Below are 23,780 nucleotides of genomic sequence, written 5' to 3'. Positions count from 1 at the left end.
AGTCGAAATTATGTAGCTTTTCTCACAATATAGAGTAAAACCCTATAAGAGAAATGTACCTGAAAAATTAAAATTGTTCAACTGCTTTTATAAATTAAGAACCATAAATATATCTCACCTGTAAGATTGATTGAAACATAGTCTTTCAATAAATATAAGATTCATTTCTAATATATACCAGAATCCTATATACAATGAATTTATTCAGTAAAGTGTTTGCACACAGATAAGCAATTCTACAACTAAATTTCACATAGCTTGGAGAAATATCTATATATTGTATTTCCTATCGATTTTACAACAAAGGTATTTCTAATGACAAATTTGAAGAACCTTTCTATTCTGTTTTTTATTCATATTTTCAATCTTCATAAATCATTTTCCTTGTCATTCCACCATCAATAACCAGATTCTCTCCATTAATAAAATCGTTCTCTGGATCACTTAGGAATAAACATGCTTTTGCTATATCTATTGGCTTACCTACCCTACCCGAAAAATGCTGGGCGTGATCTATCTCACGTAAACCAGTGTAATCAGTCGTTTGAATCCAGCCAGGGCTAATACTGTTAACTCGAATACCTTTTTTGGCTAATGATGCGCCAAGAGCGTGCGTTAGAGCTAGGATTCCACCTTTGGATGCAGCATAAGCTTCAGAATTCGGTTCAGATTGTATGGCTCGGGTTGATGCTATATTAATGATAGAACCACCCGTTCCAGTCATCAGCTTAGCTCCTTCTCTTGCCAAAATAAATACACTTCGTAAATTGGTATTGATAATGCGATTCCAATTCTCTGTTGTCATTTCAAATAATGGAGTAAATTCACTTATGCCTGCATTATTTACTATAATATTTAACCTACCCCATTCACCTCTAATTATTTCCATTATATGAAGGCAATCATCCTCTTTGCTGAGATCGGCCTCAGCAAATAAAGCAACTTTTCCCATTGCCAATAGTTCAGCTTCAATTTTCTTTCCAGCTTCCACATCTATATCGGTTAAAACAACTTTCGCGCCTTTATTTGCATATTGTATTGCGATTTCTTTACCAATCCCATTTGCAGCACCTGTTACTAACACAACTTGATCCTGAAAATTCATTGTATCCAATCCTCTCTTTTAAATTAAATGGTTAGATTTTGTTATAGGAATCCATATTTTTTAAAATAATGATTATTTTAATAGAATTTATCCTCATTTTTCGCTAAAAACTCAACAAATTTTCAAATTTGCTTTTTTTACAGAAAGAATCTTTAAGCGTACTTTAAAGGTACCCGGGAATATAGAGGTCGCTCCTCATAGGGCAGGATTACGAGTATGGAAGACTTCGAATCATTAGTTAACCAATATAATCCATTAATACATCATATTATGAGAAAGCTTAATATTATTTGTGAAAAGGATGAATTTTACCAAATAGGATTAATTGCACTTTGGGAGGCCAGCCAAAATTTCAACCCTGAAAAAGGACAGTTCCTTTCCTATGCCTATAAGTCCATACAAGGTAAAATGCTTATACAGCTTTGCAAGTCCACTAAAATAAATGGGAGAGAATTAAAAAAATCACCTGAGTATTGGGATTTATTAAAGGTTGAAGAAGATGTTTCCTTCCTTGAATGGTACTTCCCTAAACCTTTTCTAACTTCCTTAACAAACAACCAATATATTTGGTTGGCTGAATACATTCAATTTGGTAAAACCATCACAGATATCGCATACGAATACCATACAACGTATGCAACGGTGAAATCTTGGAAACGGATGGCGCTAAAAAAACTAAAGCATTACCTTGAAATACATCCAGATGTGTTTATCAAATAAGGACAATACTGATTAAAATGTTAACAAACCCAATTACTTTATAATTGGGTTTGTTGATTTCTATTCAGCTTCTAGGCTCCTCTAAATAATGATAGGTCACACCCCCGCCTATATGAGCAGTTCCCCGAAAATGTTTAAAATCTTCCCTTTCTACAAGCACAGATCGAAACGCCATGAAATCCTGCTTTGCAACTTCAAGTTTATCTATTTCTCCATTTTTTAATTGATCAAATATGGATTGGATCTCTTCTTTATTCATTCGTAAAACCTCCTATATATACAAAACATGATACTCTCAAACCCCTACATTAAACAAGTATTCCATAGGAGCGAAAATATAAAGACTATTTATTCTTTTAACATTCCAATTAATCACAATTTATACTATAATTACAATATTATTCTGCATAAGCTAAATAGTAGGGATAATTTCTTTATAAGCGGACTTACGAATCCCGAAATTGCAAGGATATTAGTTTACTAATCAAGATCTGTTGATAACTTTAATAAACTGAAAAGGTGTGAACATGATGAAAAAGGCTGATGTAGGCAATATAATTGAATTCCGCGATGGATTGCGTGGGATTGTAGAAAAAGTAAATGAAAACTCAGTGATTGTTGATTTAACTTTAATGGAGAACTTTCATGATCTTGAATTAGAAGAAAAGACAGTCGTTAACCATAAAAATTATAAAATCATATATGAATAATTCGAGAACGGGGCTACTTGCCTCGTTCTCTTCTTGTCCCATTAATTTCCCTTACTTTAAATTTGTAAAAAACTTAGATATAATAGTGAGAATCGATTCCATCTGGAACCTTTCCACTAAACTTTTTATACTAATGAAGAGCATTACAGAAAGCAGGTTTAGTATCATGATTGTAAAAAACGAAAAAGATTTAGAAGGATTAAAAGCAGTAGGTGCAGTTGTTTCACGTGTCAGGGAAGCAATGAAATTAGCTACCGTTCCCGGTATTACAACACTGGAGCTTGATTTAATCGCAAAGAAAATATTTGAGGAAACCGGAGCTGTTTCTGCACCTAAAAATGAGTATGATTTTCCCGGGTTTACATGTATCAGTGTAAACGAAGAAGTTGCTCATGGAATACCAGGAAAACGTATAATTAACGAAGGCGATATGGTAAATATCGACGTCTCTGCAGTATTAAATGGATATTATGGGGATACAGGAATTTCGTTCCCGGTTGGCACTACAACTAGTGAAAAAGAAAAATTATGCCAATGCGCAGTTGATGCTTTTTATCAGGGAATCAGCAAAGCTAAAGCAGGCTCCAAGAAAAACCAAATTGGTAAAGCTGTCTTCAATACAGCAAAACAAAATGGATTCACTGTCATCAAAAATTTAACCGGCCATGGAATAGGTAGAAGTCTGCATGAAAAACCAGATCATATTTTAAACTATTTTGACCCATGGGATTCAGAGCTTCTTCATGAAGGTACAGTATTGGCCGTTGAACCGTTTATTTCTACAAAAGCAACCATGGTTACAGAAGCCGGTGATGGATGGACATTTATCACGAGTGACAAAAGCTTGGTTGCACAATGTGAACATACTATCATAGTGACAAAGAATGAGCCGATTATATTAACATTATAATGTGCCTACGGCATTGACCTTATAAAGAGAGGGGACTATCCCTTCTCTTTCTTTTTGTCATTTTTATAAATCTTTCTAGAAACAGCATAAATCGTAGCTGACACTTACTTTTTGACAGTTATTAACAGCAAAAAGATTAAACTAATATATCCAAAAATCGGATACAATATAGAGATCAAAGGACCATATTCAATTTGGCCAATTATTAAACTTATGGCAAAAATCCCAACATATAGCGACCAGGAAGGCAGTTCCGTTGCTTTTTTTAGTTGCCTTTCGAGTCCAAAGGCATTTCCAATTAAGGTTGAAAAAATTTCTCCAAAAATAATGAATAAATAGAGCCCATATAAAAAAGGTGCTATTTGTTTCATTACATAGGCAGTAGGAATGTTAATCTGTTCAATTCCTGGTATGGAGGATAAGGAAATATGGCAGCTTACCAAAACAACGGATAAAATAAATCCTCCTAAATTTGCACCTTTTCGAATAATATCTTCATCCTTTATTTCGGCAGCCAATGGAACCAAAACAGCCTGTGTCAAAGCAAGGTTAAATGCCGTATAGGAGAAGGGCGATAAGACCATCTTCCAGCTTACTTCATCAGGAATGGTTAGCAGATTTTGAACAGGATTCATATGGAATAATGAAGCAAACATCAGGATTAAATTAAACATAATCATTGCAGGTACCACAAAGGTGTTAATAGATAATAAACCTTTAGTCCCCCAGCTCATGACAACAATTGATAGAAATGTAGTAAAAAGCATGCCCCCTATTTTAGAAAATCCCAATTGCTCTTCAAATAGACCGCCAACTCCTGACATCATAACACCTGTAACCCCAAACAACATGCCCATAGAGATGATATTAACAAAAAAGGATATACGTTTACCAAATAACCAATCATTAAATTCCATATAATTTTTAATATTTCTATGTAATGCTACAATCATTATTTTTCTGCCAATCCGAATAAAAATAAATCCCGAAAGAAGAATCCCTAATAGGCCATAAAGTCCATATTGGGTAAAAAATTCATATATTTCCTTTCCAGTTGCAAAACCCGCTCCAATAACCGTTCCAACATAAACAGCTGCAACTTGAAAAATATTTACATATTGACGATTCACCCTTGTCCCTCCCCGCTTACTACTCACTGTATGCGGGCTGATTGTCTTTATGACAAATTATTATTCTGGTGAATACCGGTTGCTTCTTACCACCTTGTTTCATTAATGAACGAGTGACATCTTATTTCCTCCTCAGCTTTTAGACAAAAAAAATAACTGCCGGTTAACGACAGCCAGTCCATCTTATTCTTCTATTTCATTTTATTCATTAATATATAGGTATTAATGGATTATTTAGTTAACGGTACGGATTTACCAATTCTTTTCAGAAGCTCAATCACCGTTTCCTTCTCTTCGACTGTTAACCCATCCATTAAATGCTCAATTCGTTCCTGATGCTCCGGGAATATCCCTTCCAGGAACTTCTTTCCCTTTTCCGTAATTTGCGCATATGTTACTCTTCGATCATTGGGACATGCAATCCTTTTTAATAATTGCTTTTTTTCCAGCTTATCTACTACATACGTGATACTTCCACTGGCAAGCAGGATTTTATCCCCTATATGCTGCAATGGTTGATCACCTTTATGGTAGAGTAGCTCAAGGACAGCAAATTCGGTTGGATTTACACCTGAGGCTTGGATATATTTGTTGGTATAGTCACTGATAGCTCGAAAAGCCCTCGACAGAACTATAAATACTTTTAAAGATTGATTTTGTTCTTCCATATTTAATCACCCACAATTAACGGATAAAATTCACTATTATCATCCGCGTAATTATACTTCTTTCCTATTAAAAAGTAAAACTTTATAATCATCCTGATAGTAGTAATAACCTAGTATTTAACCTTTATTTATTTTTCACTTTACAATTCTTTTGCAGAACATCCTAATATTTTGAGCACTAATCCTTTATTGATGATGTATAACCTTATGCAAACGAGGAGATTATTTTTCCTAAGGTACAAAATGAATCTTCTAATGTCTTCTAATAGGTATTGCTCTATATAAATAGACATCATATAAGGAATATCCTCTGGATGCAAACAATCATTTCATCTATTCGTAGGATGAGATTCAGTCATCCAAATCGTGCTGTATTGATGGATTTTTTAAGTATGAGCTTTTCAATTCCCAGAAAAAGTACTGCGCACTTAACCTAAAAAAATAGGATTTATAACGAATATGGAGAAGGTCTCGCCTGAGGATAGGTGACGGAAGTGTATGGTATACCTATTCCTTCCACTGTGATCATTTAGAAAAGGGGTTATTCATGCATTCATAAATATGGCCTAAAATCGCGTATACTAAAGGAGTATATAAATCGACCTGGGCTAAAATGTACTTGCCGACCAGGTAGAGATATCTTTTTCAGAACTGATTATACCTATCCTAGTATTAAATTGTTACTTTGCTTTTATCCACAAACCATATGTAAATAGTAAATGGTAAATACGTTTTATGTCATAAAATCCTAGTTTTCACCTTTACGCATTCCTTGTTTATTTAATAATTAGTTATTGAGTATTTCATCCTAATATGTTCAAGAATTAACTGGTCAAGCTGCCGACTCAGATTTAATGTACCTTCATCCAGAAGGCCATTGTTCTTGGCATGGCTAATCATTTGTTCTCTTTTATTTCTTATGGCAGTTTCCAGCCAATCTTTTTGATTCTGCAAGAAAAGCTCCTCCTTCTTATTCACTAAAAAAATAACATTAAGTGGTATTATGTCAGAATTTTAAAATAATGTAAATACAATCGCAAAAAAAGACAAAAAATAATAATTATTTCATCTTCTTATTAAAGAATCTGTCTAACACTTCCAGCAAACAAAAATAAGAAACCCTTATAAATCAGAAGAGTTTCCATTTTACCATCCTATTCTAATTTTTTCTCTCAAGTGAACTCATGATTAATAGGCAGATAGATTTGAAACAGGGTTCCTTTCTCTTCTTCACTGGCAACTTCAATCCAACCGGCGTGCTCTTCAATGATTTTGTAGGTAACCATCAAACCTAGACCCGTCCCCTTTTCTTTTGTTGTATAGAATGGTTCTCCCAATTTATCAAGAACAGTCTCAGGGATTCCGGTTCCATAATCCTGTATCGATATTAATACATGGCTATCAAAAAATAATTCTGTTGTGATATCAATAAACCCTCCTGTAGGCATAGCCTCTATAGCGTTTTTGATTAAATTTATAAAAACTTGTTTAAGTTGGTTACTCTCACAATGGATGGGTGGTATTTTAGAAAAATGTGTGTGGAATTGAATATTATGCATAGATGCCTGCGCACTTAGCAGATCCAACGTATTTTCGATTGTGTTATTTACCTGTTTAATTTGATAGGAAACTGCCTGTGGTTTTGCAAGAATTAAAAAATCTGTAATGATTGTCTCGATTCTTTGTAATTCTGAAGAAATAACCTGGAAATAGGTTGAAAATTCGCCATTCAAGCTGCCTTCCAGTAATTGAATAAAACCTTTCAAAGCTGTCATAGGATTCCTGATTTCATGAGCAATACCAGCTGCCAGCTCACCCACAACATTCAACGTATCTGATTTTTTTAATTGTTCCTCCATTCGAATCTTATCTGTTACATCTCTAAAAATGGTTAGATTCTTACCCGGTATAACATCCAGTCTGGAGGAAAAATCCAGCTGTTTATTTTGCCCATCCCTGCAAGTAAGCTCACACACAAAATGATGATGCTTATTTTTATTGATCAAGGAAATATGCCTTTGTAAATGTTTCATCTGATGTTCAGTCAGTTCGAATATTTCATGGAAGTTTTTGTTTTGGATATGATCAATAGAAGCCCCTATAATTGCAGCACCAGGTTCATTAATATCATATATTTCCCCGTCTGCTCCCCAAATCATAATTCCATCAAAGGTACCGTCAAAAATTTTCTTGAATTTATTTTCCGAGATAAGAAGTTCCTGCTCCATCACCCACTTTTCACTAATATCTTTACAAATTAAAAGAGTATAAGGACTACTGCTAATCTGACTTTTTGTTAATTCTATAATCTTCTTTTTCCCACTCGATGAACTGAAAATAAGCTCATAACTCTCTTGTTCTTCCAAGATAAAAAGCGTATTTATCTTTTCGCCCGTAATTTTCTCTATATTCGTATTAATTAATTCCACCTGCGTTTTCTCAAACAATATGCAGGCTTGCTCATTAGCCTGTACGATGATTCCTTTAGAGTCCAGCATGATTATTCCATCCACGGATTGACAAAAGACATTTTGAATTCCTTCTATTAAATAGTGATTTTGCTCTGATTCTTCAAAACAATCGTAAATAATTGTATAGTACAAACCACTGTAAAAATTAAATTGTGTAGTATATTGATATGTAATCTCTTTTGAATCAAGACAAAGCTGAAATAAATTAAAACGGGAATTTCCGGATGATAGATGCTTGATAACAGTATCAAATTTATCTTTATCGGCGGCAGTAATAAATTGATAAATACTTTTGCCTAGAATTTTCGATCTCTCAATTTTGACCAACCCACAAAAGGCTTTATTACCATCCACGATGATTCCTTCTTTAGTATGGATAACAATATAGCACTTTAAATCATTAATAATATCTACATATAAATTATCCTTTTTTACATGATCCCTTGTACTCTCTGTTTTTAATGGGATTAACACATAGATAATTTTTTTTGAATATGAATCCAAAAGTCCATTAAGTTCAAGCTCAACTGAGCAGGTGTAATCAGAATTCCTTACTGAATATATATAATTTGAAAAACCATGCTGTTTCACGTTTCTGAGTTGATCATCAACCACCTCTTTTGAAACAGAGATATAAAAGTCCCGAAGATTTCCTGGTTTACCCTCTCGCCCTAACTGATGGTATAACTTGATTGCCTGTTCATTCTGAGATATGATTTCCATTTCCAAATCAGTAACAATAATTGCTTTTGTAAATGAGTTTAAAAAATGCTCCCATGTCTCGTAATCAGTTTTCAAGGCCGTATTTTTTTCTATAATCTTTACTTCCTTATCATTCAAATCCATATCAGCCAAGGGGATCCTCCTAATACCTGTGACATAATAAGATACTTATTCTACAAAATTATGGAAAAACCTTTTTAAACAATCAGAATCAGACTAAATACCTCCTTATGGTATAGATTAAAATATAAAAAAACCTGAAGAGATATCTTATAGAATCTCTTCAGGCTTTTAAAATACTATTAAAGGGATGGATTTTCATGCTTAGCCAGCAATCGGTTCCATCTTCTATCCACTTCTTGTTCAAATTCCTCAAGCATACCTGCATTTTCTTCCTGCAGCAGATGCTTTGTTTTCCCCATATATGTTAACCATTCAGATAGTTGAATACGTTTTTTCCTCGTTTCCGGATTATAAGTAATGGTAGTTTCACCATTCTCAACTTCGTATAGAGGGAAGAAACATGAGTTTACTGCCGCTTCCATAATCTTAGTACCATAACGTTCCTCTGCCTTCCAATTCAAAGGACAGGTGATTAATATTTTGCCATAAACGGTACCTACATTCTGCGCATACCATTGTGCCTTCACCGCTTTCTTAATTAAATCCTGCGGGAAAGCTTCCGATCCTGTAAATACATATGGTATTCCAGTGGCAGCCATGATTTGAGCTGTATCCTTATGATGAAAAGCTTTTCCTTTTTGTGCTCTTCCTACACCTGTTGTACTTGTCATATGACCAAGCGGAGTAGAGTAGGACATTTGCGAGCCTGTATTCATATATCCCTCATTATCATACTCAAGCATAATGAGTTTGTGATTGCGCAGTGCAGTTCCAATAGCTGAACCCATCCCTATATCCATGCCACCATCACCGGTGATCATAACGAAGGTCGCATCATCACTGATAGAGATTTCACCACGGCGTTTTTTCTCCAAAAATGCTTCAAGTGTACCTGATAAAGTTGCCGGCCCGTTTTGGAATAAGTTGTGAATCATCGTTTGTTTGTGAGAGCTATATGGATATGCCGTTGTTACCACATAGGCACAGCCTGTTTGGAACAGAACAACAACATCCCCCTCGATTCCTTTAAAGAACAGCTCCAATGCTGGAAAAATTCCGCATCCTGGACATGCTCCATGACCGGAAGCCAAACGTTTTGGTTTGCTCATTAATGAGCGTAAAGGAGGTATACGTACCTTTAATTTTCCACTCTCCTCATCAGGAGTTACCTGAATAAGCCCTGTCTTATATAAATCTTCGTTATTCGGCTTTAAAAGTGGCTGTGGTTGGGCTTCAGGCAATCCCGGATTGACACCGTAATAATCAAATACTTTTTCAATTTGGCCATTATTTAATGTTTGCAATGCCATATCAAAAAATGCCCTTGCATCCTCCGGATAAAAATCCTTTCCTCCTAAACCAAACACACGGCTTAACACAGCAGTATGATTATCCTGATCTTCCTGTAAGGCAGATTTCACTTCATGTGTAAGGTTGGGACCATTGGCACCATAGGAATCTGCTCTCTCGCCAACCAACAGTACTTTAACATTCTTCAGAGCCTTTCTGATTTCTTCTGCCGGGAACGGACGAATTATGTTAGGACTGATCACGCCAGCTTTAATTCCTTGTTTTCTTAAATCATCGACCGTATCTTTAGCTGTCTCGGCAGCTGAATTTAACAGGAATAAGGCAACTTCCGCGTCCTCCATCTTATATAGATCCAATACTCCATATTGGCGACCTGACAGTTCAGCATATTCACAAGCTACCTGAGTAAAAACCTCTCCGGCTTTATACATCGCTTCAGACTGCTGATAGTGATTATTGATCAAATCATCCCCATTCATATGTGCACCAATCGTTACCGGGTTGTGAATATCTACGTGCGGAAAATGAGTTGGCATTTCACCAATAAATTTTTGCACAATCTCTCTATCTTTAAAGTAGTTTACTTTTCTCTTTTGATGGGATGTAAAGAATCCATCATAAGCGACTATAACAGGTAAACGTACATCGGAATGCTCCGAGATTTTCAACGCCATTATATTCATATCGTAAACAGCTTGAGGTGTTCTGGCTGTCAAAATGATCCAACCTGTATTTAAGGCAAAATATAAATCAGAATGGTCGCCCCGAATGTCGAGCGGACCACTGATTGATCTAGTAACAAGATTCATAACCATTGGAAATCTTGTACCTGATTGAACAGGTAGCTGCTCTAGCATATACATAAGTCCATTTGCGCTTGTGGCATTAAAAACCCTGGCTCCTGTCACGGCAGCACCATAACAAATACCTGCCGAACCATGTTCTCCATCAGCCGCAATTAATTGAATATCATGTTCTCCTCTGGATTTCATAATATCTAAATACTGAGCTATTTCAGTTGATGGGGTAATTGGAAAATACCCCATTAAGTGATAATTGATTTGTGCTGCAGCCATTGCGGCCATTTCATTACCTGATTCAAAGGTAGTCACTTGTTCAGCCATTGTATCCTTTACCAATTCAGTTAGTTCTACTTCTGATATCGCCATTATTTCATCCCTCCTGCTACATAAGGATTACGTTGTTTCACTGTATTTTCCTCAGCAAAACCTAAGATTTCCCGCATTTCCCGAAGGGCGCTAGTCGGACACGCTTCAATACATTTCAAGCAGCCTTTACAGTATTGATAATCAATCCCTGTTAAAAACATTTGCTTGCGTCCACGCTTATCTTCTCCCTCTTCCCAGACAAAACAAAAATCCGGACAAGCTGTATCACAGGCAGCACAATGTATACATTTTTCAGCATCCCATTCAGGTAAAAAACCCTGTCTGGAACCGGACAAGTCTTTAAGTATACTGTTACCCTGAGCAATGATCGTGCCGCCAATAACTTGGGTTTCGTATCCCAATAAAGGTAATGCTCTTTTAAAACTTTTGCCCTCTGCATCTTGAGGTACCTCAAAATGTTTAAACGTCACTTCATGATAGCCACGTTCAAACGTACGGATATTTGGCTCAACTAAATGTGGATATTTCTTTTCGAATGTTTTTCTAATTACGTCTTTCATGGACTCGGGATTGAGGAAATCACATATACGGAACAAAGCTCCAAGCATAGCTGTGTTCACTTTTGTTTTTTCTTCTACTGCAATACCAAGTGCATCGACGATTGCAAGCGTTCCATACTGAAGATTTAAGTCATTTTTTATTTCATCGAACTGACGAGTTGAATTAACAAGAACGATACCATCCGGACGTAAACCACTCACCACATCAACCATTTTATAAAGTGCTTCATGAAAAACACCAATAACATGAGGCTCTTCAATTGGACTATGATCACGTATTTCAGTTTCGGCATCGCAGAAACGAACAAAGCTCTTTACAGGAGATCCCTTTTTTTCCGAACCATAGGAGGAAAAATTGGATCCATTTAAACCATGCCCCAGAACACCTGATTCAGCCAGCATTTTTCCGGCTAGATTTGCCCCTAGTCCTCCGATTGACTCTAGGCGAATTTCATAAAAACCTTGCTCATTCTTTTTCGGAAGAATTGTCATTATTTTCCCTCCCTATTTCATAACGAAAAAGTTTGTTTAGTTTATCTTTAAATATTATTTAAATACTGATGAATACAGTTTTTTAATTGGAATTATTTATATATTGAAACCAATAGCTATTCTGCATTTAAACTATATATAACAGATATCTATATTCTTATAGTACAGATACATAGATTATAGTACGGAAATACACGATTATCACATTGTTAATAATGGTTAAAATGGATGGTTTTACCAATTCATCTCTCAATTGTTTGATTACCATTATAAAGGGGAATAATAGAAAGAATTTTTCCGGAAATAATAGGAGGCAGCTATGAGACAGAGGGAAAGTTATTTTGACAACGCAAAAGTCATATTAATGTTTTTTGTTGTCTTTGGTCATATTTTACGAACATATATTGATCAAAATGAAACGATTTATGCTTTATACACTACAATCTATACCTTCCATATGCCTGCTTTTATACTGTTATCAGGCTTTTTTGCAAAAGGCTTTAACAAAAAAGGCTATATAAAAAAGCTAAGTACTAAACTGATTCTTCCCTATTTACTTTTTCAGGTTATCTATACGATTTATTATTATTACCTATTTGATAAATCAACACTTAAGTTCGAAGCATTGGAACCCAATTGGTCCTTATGGTTTCTGTTAAGTCTATTCTTTTGGAATTTAATGCTTTTCGTCTTTACAAAATTCAAACCTTTAGTAGGGATTGGATTAGCAATAGCGCTTGCTTTACTTGTGGGATATATTGATACAATCTCTACTTATCTGAGTTTATCCCGAACATTTGTCTTCTTTCCATTTTTCCTGATTGGTTATCACAGTCAGAAGGAACATTTTCAAAAAATAACAACAGTGAAAAGTAAATTTTACGCTTTGGCATCCTTTGGTGTAATTTTTATATGGTTTTCATTTTTCCCGGAAATAGACTCCCAGTGGCTGCTCGGTTCAAAGCCTTATTCGGAAATTGAGACAGTATCGTTCCTTTCTATGTTTAAGCGCCTTGGATTTTTCATCGTTAATTCTCTTATGATCGTCAGCTTTATGGCCCTTGTACCTAGGGGTAGCTATTTCTTTACTAGATGGGGCACTCAAACCCTTTATGTATATTTATTGCATGGCTTTTTTGTCCGGACCTTTAGATTTACAAGTTTAAATGAATATTTCACTACTGCAGAACACTATATACTATTAGCAGCAATTTCATTGATTATTACAATCATCCTGTCGAGTACATTAGTCAAGTCAATTACACAGCCAATGATTGAGTTTAACACCCGTCATACTAAAATGATGTTCTATAAATTAAAAGGCTTATTACATTTTTATAAACAAAAATATGATTTATCTAAATCCATGAATCGCAGTCCTTCGGAATAATGAATATTCCGAAGGACTTTTTTGTACCGCTATATTTCCCAAAACCTTTTACCCATACACTCCATTATTCCCTTGGTCATCTCTCATTTTTAACTACTGAAAATTAAACCGTACCATCTTAGAACCCATGTAAAATATCGCCAATACTGTAAACCCATACTCAAATATGATAATATGAATTGTTAGCAAACGGTGAAAGGAAGTATGACAAATACATGAGAATTATTGGAACTACTTTAAATGCCAAATATATTCATACCAATTTAGCCCTTCGTTATTTAAAAGCGTATGCAGCACCCGAGTACAATGTAGAAATTATTGAATACACCATTAAAGATCCGGTTATGAACATCGTTACAGATTTGTATAACCAAAAGCCAGATGTAATCGGCTTTAGCTGTTATATATGGAATATGGAAGAAATTAAAAAAGTCATTACCATACTCAAAAAAATCAATCCGGACATCTATATTGTTCTTGGAGGTCCAGAGGTAACATACGATCCATTTTTCTGGCTCAAAGATATCCCAGGCGCTGATTTCATCGTAATAGGTGAAGGAGAAGCCACATTTAAAAATCTTATAGCTGAAATAGATGGCAATAAAGACTTTCACACTGTTCAGGGAATTGCGTATCTTGAAGGTGAAAAACCTATCCTGACACCTGCCGCTCCAAAGGTAGATTTAAAGTCTATTCCATCACCATTTAGATTTGAAGAAGATATCCCTAACTTGTCGAAGAGAATCACGTATATTGAAACAAGCCGCGGTTGTCCTTTTAACTGTCAATTCTGTCTCTCATCCATCGAAACCGGCGTACGTTTCTTTAATAGAGAAGATATTAAAGAAGATATCCGTTTCTTGATGAAAAATGGAGCAAAAACAATTAAATTTATGGACCGTACTTTTAATATCAGTCGTAGCTATGCTCTCGACATATTTGAATTTTTAATTAAAGAGCATGAACCAGGTTGCGTTTTTCAATTTGAGATTACAGCAGATATTATGAAGCCTGAAGTAATTGAATACTTAAACAAAGAAGCTCCTCCCGGCCTATTTCGCTTCGAGATAGGAGTCCAATCAACCAATGATTATACTAATGAACTAGTCAAAAGAAAACAGAACTTCGATAAATTAAAGCGTACAGTCACCATGATTAAGGATGGCGGGAAAGTGGATCAGCATCTTGATCTTATTGCAGGACTTCCCGAAGAAAATTATAGCTCCTTCCGAAAAACATTTGATGATGTGTTTGAAATGCGGCCAGAGGAACTTCAATTGGGCTTCTTAAAAATGCTTCGCGGCACAGGCTTGAGAACTCAGGCTAAACAATGGGATTATCAATATATGGATCAAGCCCCATACGAAATTGTCAGCAATAATGTAATGCCGTTTTCCGATATTATTAAAATTAAGCAGGTTGAGGATGTACTGGAAAAGTATTGGAATGATCACCGAATGGATCTTGGAATGGAGTATATAGTAGGCACTGTTTATAGCTCCCCTTTTGATTTCTTCCAAGAATTCGGAAGTTATTGGGAAGAAAAAAAATGGTCACGCATTGGACATCAGCCTGAGGATCTATTTAAGCGCCTCGTCGAATTTATCGGTGTAACGAATCCCGATAGCCTTAAAACACTGATTGCCTTACTAAAAGTGGATTATTTATCACAACTTACCTTTAAACCACGTAAACCATGGTGGGAATATTCCATGACAAAAAATGAGAAATCTCCAATCTATCAGGCCGTTTTGGCTAATCCTCATCTGGTTGGTGAGAAATTTAAGGCACTGAATTTAAACGAAAAAGAACTGTACAAGCATGTTCTGATTGATGAACTATCTATTGATATGAATCATTATTTAGAAACTGGCGAAATAATAACGGCTCCGACCTTGTTGATTGCATACTTCCACCCAAAGCATGGTGGGTCCAAGCTGTTTTATGTACCTTCAGCAGTATTTTCATAAGAAATAGAGCTCGACTAACGTCGAGTCTCTATTTTTTTATTCTCCCTGTTTACCACGCTTAGAATTACGGTTAGCGCCCTTCATTGGGTTCTCACCATGTGTAAATTCCGCAGAAAACTCAGTTTCCTGTAGATTTTTTTTAGGGGTTTTACTCAGTTTATTAACCGCATTCATTTCTGCCTTACGTTTCATTTTACACACTCCTTTATGCGGTTAGTATTTGTTCAGGAATCTATTTCATGCAATATTTCATACTTTATCAAAAGGGAAACCATGCCTATTCCTCCATACTTTAAACTGCATTAGATCATGTTTTTCATCCATATTAATGGTGTGGAGGAATCAAAAATCCACAGTATATGTAGTGAGGTGAATGAAATGTCCAGCAGTAATAAATTATTGGTACCAGGTGTACAGCAAATGCTTGATCAATATAAATATGAAATAGCCGCTGAATTCGGCGTTACGTTAGGGTCAGATACGGTCTCACGAGCGAACGGATCAGTAGGAGGAGAAATAACCAAACAGCTCGTTAAACATGCACAAGCGCAAATGAGTGGAAAAACTAAATAACCTTATATGGCAAAGAAAATGTCCGGTATTTTACCGGACATTTTCTGATTAGTTATGTAAATGATTGAATTTATTGATACATTCCTTTTCTTTTCTGATTCTGATTACGTTCATCTTGCTTCCCTCTTTGATGCTGCGGTTTCCGGACATCACGCTTGTCCACCTGATCTTGTTTCCGGACATCTCGCTTGTCCACCTGATCTTGTTTCCGACTTTTATAAGGTTGCTTATTTGGTTTATTTCGCTTATCTACTTGTTGTTTGTTTCGGTCAGTATCTCTTTTATTTTGATTGGTTTTCCTTTCTTTCTGGATGGTATCCTTTCTTACCTCTTTGTTTATAGGCTGGTCTTTAGAGGGTGGCCTCTGCTTTGAATTGTTATCCTTATGTTGTTGTTTTACAGCCTTCTCTTCTGTAGTATGTATAGCTTTAGCATCTTTTGTAACGGTGCCCGCCTTTTTAGGCACTTCAACAGATCCTTGCTTATTTTCCTGAATGACTGCAGACTTATTCGGAATTTGGGTTCGGTCACTACTGTTACTGGTTTGCTGTTTTATTTCAACTTTTTCCACACTTGAGCTTTTATGATTGCTTTTTTCTTCTGTTACTTTAATTTTATCATTTTTCTTTACTCCAGTTGAAGGCTGATTCTTGGTTTTCTTATTGGTTTGCTCTAGGTATGTACCCGTAGAAATCCCTTTATCTGTTGCTTCCTGTCTATCTTTAACAGAGGCCTTTTTCATTTCAATGTTCACGGAATTATCAATTTGCGGGATATCCTGAGTATCAGTTAATTTTTTCTGTAAGGAATATTCAAAATTTCGATTATCCTTTTCAATCATTACGGTGGAGAACAAGATATTGGAATTGGTTTTAAGATGCCCGGCACTGCGATTTAAAGTAACCATTTCACTGATAACATCGTCCATATCTCTGCCCTTCCATTCCTTAAGTCTTGCTATAATTTCTTTCCCTTCTTCGTTAATTCCCTTTACTTCAACCACTTTTAGTTCGTCTGTTATACCAAGTTCGATACTTGATTTAACATCCATACTGACATAAGCTGATACCTTTGAATTAGTTAAAAACGCAGGAAAGAAACAAACTATTAAAAAAACAGCTGCTGCTAATGCTGGAACCAGTATTTTTAATTTCCATCCATTCTTCTTGCTGAATATTGGTTTTGAGTTTGTAACATCAATCCTGACTTCTTCACCGATTTGATAGTCTTTGCGTTCTTTATTCAATTTAATGAAATCGCCTTCAGGGGTCAATACAGTAATTTCCGTTGATGATATTTGCATAATGATTCCACACTTCAATTTGAAAGAACCCCCTTCAAGTAATCCTTTAAGAACAAATAATCTCCCGTTAAAATCAAAACCATAGCTATTATATAAATGCGGTTGCGTTCAATTGTCTTTCTTGAAACCTCAACTTTTTCTTCCATCATTTTGATAGGCAGTTTTTTCTTGTCTATGACATATTGAAGCATCAAAGGCTCATCTGCTATTGTTTTAGCGATTTTTATGGCATTATTCCTTGCATCCACATGCTTTGGTGTATGTTTGACTAATTGGTCAAAGGTTATATGAAAGATTTTTAATAATTCAGTATATCGAATAATCTCATCCTTTAAATTTTCGGAGTTTAATTGTCTCTGATGGTTTTCAATTGATTTTTCTATATCTAATGGACTTTGTATGTATTCATCTTCTGAAACATGTTGGATTTCAAAAGACAGTTCATTCATTTTTTTTGATTGTGACCTTATATAATCTATAACTCTTCTTCGGATTACCGTATCTGCAAATGGCAATAAGCCATTTCCTTTATCAGGTGAAAACTTATCTATTGCATCGTTAAAAGCAATTAGACCAATACTAAATTCATCATCTGTTTCTCGGATATAACGCCGGCATACAGATGAAACAGATTTTTTAATAAAGGGTTTGTATTTTTTAAGCAAATTATTTCTTAATTCCAGATCCCCTTCTTGTATTAAGAGTACGGTTTCTGTTAAATCCTGCTTTTTTCTCAGAATCGGAAAAAGCATACCAAGCATTATGTTCACCTCATCCCTGCACAAATTATACCATATGTTGCAATGTATGGTCTTTGTGGGATGTTTTCACTCTTCATTTGTTATAAATAATGCTTGGTCGGTTTATTTATTATGCTATATCATACGTACACAAATTTCCGTATATAGGGGTTATAACCAAATTTTATCCAAGTGGTTGCAAAAATAAAAAAACCGGAACGCACATAATCATGCATCCCGGGTCTTCACTTAATCTATTAATTTATATCTTTGTAATTTTACATTTCCTGGTCAATTTGATTTTTAGCTTTCAAATCTTTACCTGATACGAGGTATCCAATAACCACAATCGATACTAAGACACCCCAGAATATGATTTTCCAAGTTGTAGACTCTGGGAAATGATGGTCAAGAATTCCAACACCTGGATGTGCTAATGTCATGACAGCCAGCTTAACCCCCACCCAGCCGACAATTAGAAAAGCAGCTGTTTCCAGAGATGGTCGCTTGTTCAATAGTACAACAAATTGTGTTGCAGCAAACCTCATAATAACTAATCCAATAAATCCTCCAAGGAACATAACAATAAATTGCCCACCATTGATACCGCCGATATTAAACGACCCTACCGCCGGTAGAGTTACAGCTAAAGCAACAGCTGCAAGCATGGAATCTACTGCAAATGCCAAGTCTGCTACCTCGACCTTTAGAACAGTCATCCAGAAACCGGATTTCTTTTTTTCCTTGACCGCTTCATCTTCAGATTTCAAGAAATAGTGTTTCACTAAATAATTAATCATAATGTAGAGCAAATATACAGCTCCAATTGCTTGTATTTGCCATAAATCTACAAGTAATGAAATCAGGAACAGGGAACCGATCCTAAAGACGAACGCACCAATTAGTCCATAAAACAAAGCTTTTTTCTGTTGTTCCTTCGGAAGATGTTTAACCATTACAGCCATTACGACTGCGTTATCGGCTGCAAGAATTCCTTCAAGTCCAATTAACACCAATAATACCCAGGCGTACTCTAAAATTATTGCCCAATCCATAAGTAAACCTCCTTTTATTTTCCAAACCAACAAAAAAGACCCATGCCAAAAAAGTAATTCTTTTTTGACAAAGGTCTTGCTAGACATTGTAAAAATGCCAACAAAGCCGATGGTAAAAACCACGTACTGACGACTTTGTTTTAGGTTTCCCTAACGCTACTCCCCTTTGAAAGGTTTGTATGAAGTTTGTATACCTATTATATTGGCTTCTGGATACAAGCGCAAGTATTAACTCATAGATAGTATTTATTTTGATAGTTTTATTAATTTCAGATATTCCTTGATTACCTTCATCATCGATTTCCTTTTGCCAAAGTAGGCTGTTAACAGTGCATGGAAATGTTCATATTTCCCTTCATAAGGATACCACTGAATCTCCGATTTTTTGAGGCCCATATCTTCCATTACTGCTTTTTCATGACAAAATATACGAAGACCCTGATCCCCATGATACCTGCCTATTCCGCTTTCTTTAACTCCGCCAAATGGAAGATTATTATTGGCAACTGTTATTAAAACATCATTAATTAACACAGCACCTGACAAAAGCTTCTTAGCTGTCAGCCGTCCTTTTTCCTTATTTGTTGTCCAAACACTTGCATTTAATCCGTATTTGGAATGATTAGCGGCTCGTATAGCTTCATCTTCTGTTTCAACAGTCAGTATAGGCAGAACCGGACCAAATGTTTCCTCCTGCATCACAAGCATATCCTCTGAAACATTTGTTAAAACAATCGGCTTAATAAACATGGAATTTTCATTCCATTCAGAAGGCGGATCACCAGTCAGGAGAGTGGCGCCTTTTAATAGGGCATCTTCAATATGCTCTCTTACAATAGATATTTGCTGTATTGAGGTCATAGAACCGATATCTGATTCTTTTCCATTTCCTTGCTTTAATTGATTAACAATTGGAAGTAACTCCTGTAAGAATGGCTCAAGCGCCTCTCTTTGGATAATCAATCTCTCTACACTCATACAAACTTGACCGCTATTTGTAAATGCTCCCCAAACAGCCCCCTTTGCTGCACGCTTATAATCAGCATCACTAAACACAATCATTGGATCCTTTCCACCGAGCTCAAGAGTGGTTGGGATAAGATCTCGTGCTGCTATTTCCTGAATAATACGTCCCGTACCTACAGACCCTGTAAAAAAGATATAATCAGGCTTTTGCTTCGTAAGACTGGCACCAAGTTCCTTACCGCCATGGGCTACTTGAAAAACATGATCAGGAAATCCAGCTTCTTTAAACAATGTTTCAATTAACTTACCCACTGCCGGAGTAACTTCTGATGGTTTCAAAATAACCGTATTACCGCCTGCAAGCGCGGATACAACAGGAACCATAGCCAAAAGGAATGGATAATTCCATGGTGAGATAACAAGCACAGAGCCTCTTGGCATATAATGAATACTCGATTTATGACCCATTAACAAAAAAGGTGTACGAACCTTTTGTGCCTTAAATGTTTTTTTCGCATGTTTTTCAATATGACTAATAGCATCGAGGGCAGGCATGATATCAGCCACTAATGCATCTGTTTTGACTTTCCCTGTATCCTTTGAAATGAGCTCAGCAATTTCATCAAGTCTATTCACAATCGTATGCCGCAACTGCTTTAGATAGCGTAAACGTTCGTCTATATCTAATTGTGACCACGAAAGAAAAGCCCCTTTGGATTTATTCATTATTTCACCAGCTTGACTAGCCGGCATCTCCTCATACTGCATAATCAGTTCTCCCGTTGCAGGAGCATATACATTTACCATTTCTTTCAAGGCTTCCAACTTTGTTCCTCCTCTAATTATGTAATCTCTATATGAAACGCCCGATTGTTCTTATTGGCTCTATAATATTCAACCATTGGCACTACACCTTCCTTAAAATCAGGACATACAATGCCTCCTTCAGCTAAATCAGCCTGTGCCTGTACACAATCAAATTCTCCTTTCCAGGTGAAATAATCAAGTGATTCAACTTCCACACCCAGAAACTTTCTTATTGGCTTGATTGATAAAGCCATTTTCGTCAGCCCGAACGGCAAATACCCAATTGGTCGTTTTCCATTATACCCTTTCAAAAACAACTTATAAATATCTGTAACCGTATATGGATTAGGATCCGTTAAATGATATGTTTTTCCAGCACCTTTAGGGCTTAAAGTTAAATAAGCTGTTGCTTTTATTATATAGTCAACAGGAACCAAATTGATCACACAGGTTGACTTAGTTATATTAGGGATAATTGGAAGGTATCTGATTCTGTCGAGGAAATTTAATATAAAATATGGGCCGTCAAATTTAATGGTTTCTCCAGTTAGGGTATTTCCTTTTACGATACCCGGCCGAATGACTGTAACAGGAACATGATCCATAATCTTTCGAACAAGGACTTCTGCTTCATATTTGGTTTCTTCATAATAATTTTTAAATTTATCTGGTTTAATTAATTCATGCTCATACAGCTTTCCTTCACGTCTTCCAGCTACATAAGCTGTACTAAAATAGGTATACCTCAATAGGTTAGGAAGGGTCAATACATAATCATTTACATTGTGTGTTCCATCGACATTCACCAAATAGGCTATATTTTTTGGAACAGCTAAATCATAAATCGCAGCTAAGTGAAAAAAATGGGTAATTTCTCCCTTTTTGAAACCGCTTTCTTTTTTACTGATGTTTAAACCGGGTTTGGTGATGTCTCCTTCAATAAGGATAAACTGATTTTCATCTAAATTGAACTCGTTTATAATTTTTAATCTTTCACTGACAGCCTTATGCCACACAGACGGCAGTACAATAGCAATCACTTTATTAAATAACTGATCCTGTTTTTTTAGCTCTCTTATTAGTTGATTTGAAATAAAACCTGGAAACCCGGTAAAAAAATAGACATGTTTCATTGTTTCACTCTCCTAATCTTCTTTCCACTATTGTAAGAATATTTAGAAAAATATGTCAACGGTTAATTGTTATATAACAGAAAAAAGCAGGATTTAACCCTATATAGGCTAAATCCTGCTTAAATTTAGTTAACGTTCGTGCTGATCCATTGGATTATATAGTTCTATAGAAGGATTTTTTTCCTGGAACCAACGCAGTGCAAAGTCATTTTCGAATAAGAAAGCATATTGATCATAGCGATCGCGTACCAAAAGACTTCTTGAACTTGAAAGCTTTTCATCGATTTTTTCATTCGTTGTCCAACGGGCAATCTTGTCACCCATTCTTTCCATGATAACTTCTGTATTATACTCATTTTTCATACGGTGCTCAAATACCTCAAACTGTAACTGTCCGACTGCTCCAAGAATATAGGATTCAATCCCAACTGTTTTAAATAATTGAATGGCACCTTCCTGTACAAGCTGATTAATTCCCTTGTGAAAATGCTTTTGTTTTAATACATTTTTAGCGCTGACACGTACAAACATTTCAGGTGTAAATTGTGGCAGACGTTCGAAAGAAAATGCTTCTTTTCCTGAAGTTAGCGTATCACCAATCTGATAGGTTCCTGTATCATATAATCCGATAATATCTCCTGCTACTGCTTCAGCAATATTGTTTCTTTCCTCTGCAAGAAATTGTGTTGAATTATTAAGTTTCATAGGCTTGCCTGTTCGGCTTAATTGAACAGTCATCCCACGTTCAAACTTACCTGAGCAAATGCGCAAAAAGGCAATTCGGTCACGGTGCATCGGATTCATATTTGCTTGGATTTTAAATATAAATCCTGAAAAAGTATCCTGAACGGGTTCAACCGGCCCCACGGATGATGGTCTTGGCTGAGGCTTTGGCGCAAACTCTAAATACGTATCCAAAAATGTCTGAACGCCAAAATTAGTAAGGGCACTTCCAAAGAATACAGGAATTAATTCACCATTTCTGACTTTTTCACGCGAAAATTCATTTCCTGCTTCATTTAACAATAACACTTCTTCCAATGTTTGCTCATATAAAGGAGACTCAACAATAGAGTGATTTTCATCTTCTACTTCGCCTTCTTCATTCAATTTTAAGTATCTCTCTTCATCTTCAGCCTTAAACATTTCAATTCGGTTATAATAACGGTCATAAATACCGAAGAAGTCTTTACCCATCCCGATTGGCCAGTTCATTGGATAGGATTCTATTCCAAGCACTTCCTCCAACTCAGCCAATAGCTCAAGCGGCAATTTACCTTGGCGATCCATTTTATTAATAAATGTGAAAATAGGAATTCCTCTCATGCGACAAACCTTAAATAATTTCAATGTTTGTGCTTCAATCCCTTTGGCAGCATCAATAATCATAACTGCGCTATCAACAGCCATTAATGTACGGTACGTATCTTCACTGAAATCTTGGTGTCCAGGTGTGTCGAGGATATTAACACGGGTCCCATTATAGTCAAACTGCATAACACTAGAGGTTACGGAAATTCCACGCTGCTTCTCAATTTCCATCCAGTCGCTTGTCGCATATTTACCGGTTTTACGTCCTTTTACAGTTCCAGCGTCACGGATTGCGCCACCAAATAAGAGCAACTTTTCTGTTAACGTCGTTTTACCTGCGTCAGGGTGAGAAATAATTGCAAAGGTTCTTCTTGATTCTATCTGTTCTTTTAAATTTGTCATGTAAGCCATCCTTTTATATATAGTAAAACTTCATAAATCTATTCATCTTGGATCTACATCTCCAATGATACTTTGAT

21 protein-coding genes and 1 riboswitch are annotated in these 23,780 nt (G+C 35.8%); of the genes, 6 read left to right on the top strand and 15 right to left on the bottom strand.

All coding sequences use genetic code 11. The features are described from left to right. Positions 1–361: 361 nt before the first annotated feature. Positions 362–1,105: an SDR family oxidoreductase gene (locus AC4BHA_RS04525; RefSeq protein ID WP_066100935.1), complete on the bottom strand. Its 744-nt coding sequence runs from the start codon at positions 1,103–1,105 to the stop codon at positions 362–364. A 216-nt stretch (positions 1,106–1,321) separates the two neighbouring features. Between AC4BHA_RS04525 and AC4BHA_RS04520 the strand changes: the two genes are divergently transcribed. Beyond that, a complete protein-coding gene (locus AC4BHA_RS04520; RefSeq protein ID WP_066100938.1) occupies positions 1,322–1,825 on the top strand; it encodes a sigma-70 family RNA polymerase sigma factor in 504 nt (167 codons plus the stop codon). 64 nt (positions 1,826–1,889) lie between these two features. Here the strand turns inward: AC4BHA_RS04520 and ykzS are convergent, their stop codons facing one another. Next, complete coding sequence (ykzS, locus tag AC4BHA_RS04515; RefSeq protein WP_066100941.1) at positions 1,890–2,084, bottom strand: protein YkzS; 195 nt, start codon at positions 2,082–2,084, stop codon at positions 1,890–1,892. Positions 2,085–2,355: 271 nt separating this feature from the next. Here ykzS and AC4BHA_RS04510 point away from each other — a divergent pair, with 271 nt between their 5' ends. Both AC4BHA_RS04510 and map read left to right on the top strand, forming a co-directional pair. Then, positions 2,356–2,535 carry a YkvS family protein gene (locus AC4BHA_RS04510; RefSeq protein WP_066100944.1) on the top strand — a complete coding sequence of 60 codons (180 nt, stop codon included), beginning with the start codon at positions 2,356–2,358 and terminating at the stop codon, positions 2,533–2,535. Between the two features lie 166 nt (positions 2,536–2,701). Beyond that, the gene (gene map, locus AC4BHA_RS04505) at positions 2,702–3,445 is read left to right on the top strand and encodes a type I methionyl aminopeptidase (protein WP_066100948.1); all 744 of its coding nucleotides are present in this window, start codon (positions 2,702–2,704) and stop codon (positions 3,443–3,445) included. Between the two features lie 104 nt (positions 3,446–3,549). Here map and AC4BHA_RS04500 read toward each other — a convergent pair whose 3' ends face one another. From AC4BHA_RS04500 to AC4BHA_RS04475, 6 genes are all read right to left on the bottom strand, one after another. Then, positions 3,550–4,575 carry a YkvI family membrane protein gene (locus AC4BHA_RS04500; RefSeq protein ID WP_066100949.1) on the bottom strand — a complete coding sequence of 342 codons (1,026 nt, stop codon included), beginning with the start codon at positions 4,573–4,575 and terminating at the stop codon, positions 3,550–3,552. A gap of 230 nt (positions 4,576–4,805) precedes the next feature. Then, positions 4,806–5,243 carry a MarR family winged helix-turn-helix transcriptional regulator gene (locus AC4BHA_RS04495; RefSeq protein ID WP_066100952.1) on the bottom strand — a complete coding sequence of 146 codons (438 nt, stop codon included), beginning with the start codon at positions 5,241–5,243 and terminating at the stop codon, positions 4,806–4,808. A gap of 780 nt (positions 5,244–6,023) precedes the next feature. Continuing rightward, positions 6,024–6,197, bottom strand: a complete 174-nt coding sequence (locus tag AC4BHA_RS04490) for an aspartyl-phosphate phosphatase Spo0E family protein (protein WP_077247946.1) — start codon at positions 6,195–6,197, stop codon at positions 6,024–6,026. A gap of 218 nt (positions 6,198–6,415) precedes the next feature. Continuing rightward, the gene (locus AC4BHA_RS04485) at positions 6,416–8,560 is read right to left on the bottom strand and encodes a PAS domain S-box protein (RefSeq protein ID WP_490558368.1); all 2,145 of its coding nucleotides are present in this window, start codon (positions 8,558–8,560) and stop codon (positions 6,416–6,418) included. A 179-nt stretch (positions 8,561–8,739) separates the two neighbouring features. Then, positions 8,740–11,040, bottom strand: a complete 2,301-nt coding sequence (locus AC4BHA_RS04480) for a thiamine pyrophosphate-dependent enzyme (RefSeq protein ID WP_490551858.1) — start codon at positions 11,038–11,040, stop codon at positions 8,740–8,742. Further along, the gene (locus AC4BHA_RS04475; RefSeq protein ID WP_066100961.1) at positions 11,040–12,053 is read right to left on the bottom strand and encodes a 2-oxoacid:acceptor oxidoreductase family protein; all 1,014 of its coding nucleotides are present in this window, start codon (positions 12,051–12,053) and stop codon (positions 11,040–11,042) included. The genes AC4BHA_RS04480 and AC4BHA_RS04475 overlap by 1 nt, the downstream gene beginning before the upstream one ends. 319 nt (positions 12,054–12,372) lie before the next feature. On the opposite strand from AC4BHA_RS04475, the gene AC4BHA_RS04470 reads away from it, so the two are divergent. Both AC4BHA_RS04470 and AC4BHA_RS04465 read left to right on the top strand, forming a co-directional pair. Then, entirely contained in the window at positions 12,373–13,443 is a 1,071-nt protein-coding gene (locus AC4BHA_RS04470) for an acyltransferase family protein (RefSeq protein WP_139891322.1), read from the top strand. Positions 13,444–13,658: 215 nt separating this feature from the next. Then, positions 13,659–15,413 carry a B12-binding domain-containing radical SAM protein gene (locus AC4BHA_RS04465; protein ID WP_066100969.1) on the top strand — a complete coding sequence of 585 codons (1,755 nt, stop codon included), beginning with the start codon at positions 13,659–13,661 and terminating at the stop codon, positions 15,411–15,413. A 36-nt stretch (positions 15,414–15,449) separates the two neighbouring features. Here AC4BHA_RS04465 and AC4BHA_RS04460 read toward each other — a convergent pair whose 3' ends face one another. Then, a complete protein-coding gene (locus tag AC4BHA_RS04460) occupies positions 15,450–15,605 on the bottom strand; it encodes a protein YkzP (protein WP_175354219.1) in 156 nt (51 codons plus the stop codon). A 186-nt stretch (positions 15,606–15,791) separates the two neighbouring features. On the opposite strand from AC4BHA_RS04460, the gene AC4BHA_RS04455 reads away from it, so the two are divergent. Further along, positions 15,792–15,986, top strand: a complete 195-nt coding sequence (locus AC4BHA_RS04455) for an alpha/beta-type small acid-soluble spore protein (RefSeq protein WP_066100972.1) — start codon at positions 15,792–15,794, stop codon at positions 15,984–15,986. Positions 15,987–16,056: 70 nt separating this feature from the next. Here the strand turns inward: AC4BHA_RS04455 and AC4BHA_RS04450 are convergent, their stop codons facing one another. The 6 genes from AC4BHA_RS04450 to AC4BHA_RS04425 form a co-directional block, all read right to left on the bottom strand. Then, the gene (locus AC4BHA_RS04450; RefSeq protein ID WP_490558223.1) at positions 16,057–17,307 is read right to left on the bottom strand and encodes an anti-sigma factor domain-containing protein; all 1,251 of its coding nucleotides are present in this window, start codon (positions 17,305–17,307) and stop codon (positions 16,057–16,059) included. After that, a complete protein-coding gene (gene sigI / locus AC4BHA_RS04445; RefSeq protein ID WP_225983669.1) occupies positions 17,304–18,059 on the bottom strand; it encodes an RNA polymerase sigma factor SigI in 756 nt (251 codons plus the stop codon). The genes AC4BHA_RS04450 and sigI overlap by 4 nt, the downstream gene beginning before the upstream one ends. A gap of 248 nt (positions 18,060–18,307) precedes the next feature. Beyond that, entirely contained in the window at positions 18,308–19,084 is a 777-nt protein-coding gene (locus tag AC4BHA_RS04440) for a TerC family protein (protein WP_066100981.1), read from the bottom strand. Between the two features lie 81 nt (positions 19,085–19,165). Next, positions 19,166–19,261: riboswitch (yybP-ykoY riboswitch) on the bottom strand. A 69-nt stretch (positions 19,262–19,330) separates the two neighbouring features. Next, positions 19,331–20,875, bottom strand: a complete 1,545-nt coding sequence (locus AC4BHA_RS04435; RefSeq protein WP_490551863.1) for an aldehyde dehydrogenase family protein — start codon at positions 20,873–20,875, stop codon at positions 19,331–19,333. Between the two features lie 17 nt (positions 20,876–20,892). Further along, complete coding sequence (locus AC4BHA_RS04430) at positions 20,893–21,990, bottom strand: SDR family oxidoreductase (RefSeq protein ID WP_490551864.1); 1,098 nt, start codon at positions 21,988–21,990, stop codon at positions 20,893–20,895. 129 nt (positions 21,991–22,119) lie between these two features. Then, positions 22,120–23,703 (bottom strand): peptide chain release factor 3, encoded by a 1,584-nt coding sequence (locus AC4BHA_RS04425; RefSeq protein ID WP_066100986.1) that lies wholly within the window; start codon positions 23,701–23,703, stop codon positions 22,120–22,122. Positions 23,704–23,780: the final 77 nt, after the last annotated feature.

The organism is Pradoshia sp. Z3_51 (assembly GCF_058215915.1).
The sequence above is the reverse complement of the archived record's forward strand: the minus strand, read 5'-3'. Positions and strand labels throughout refer to the sequence as shown.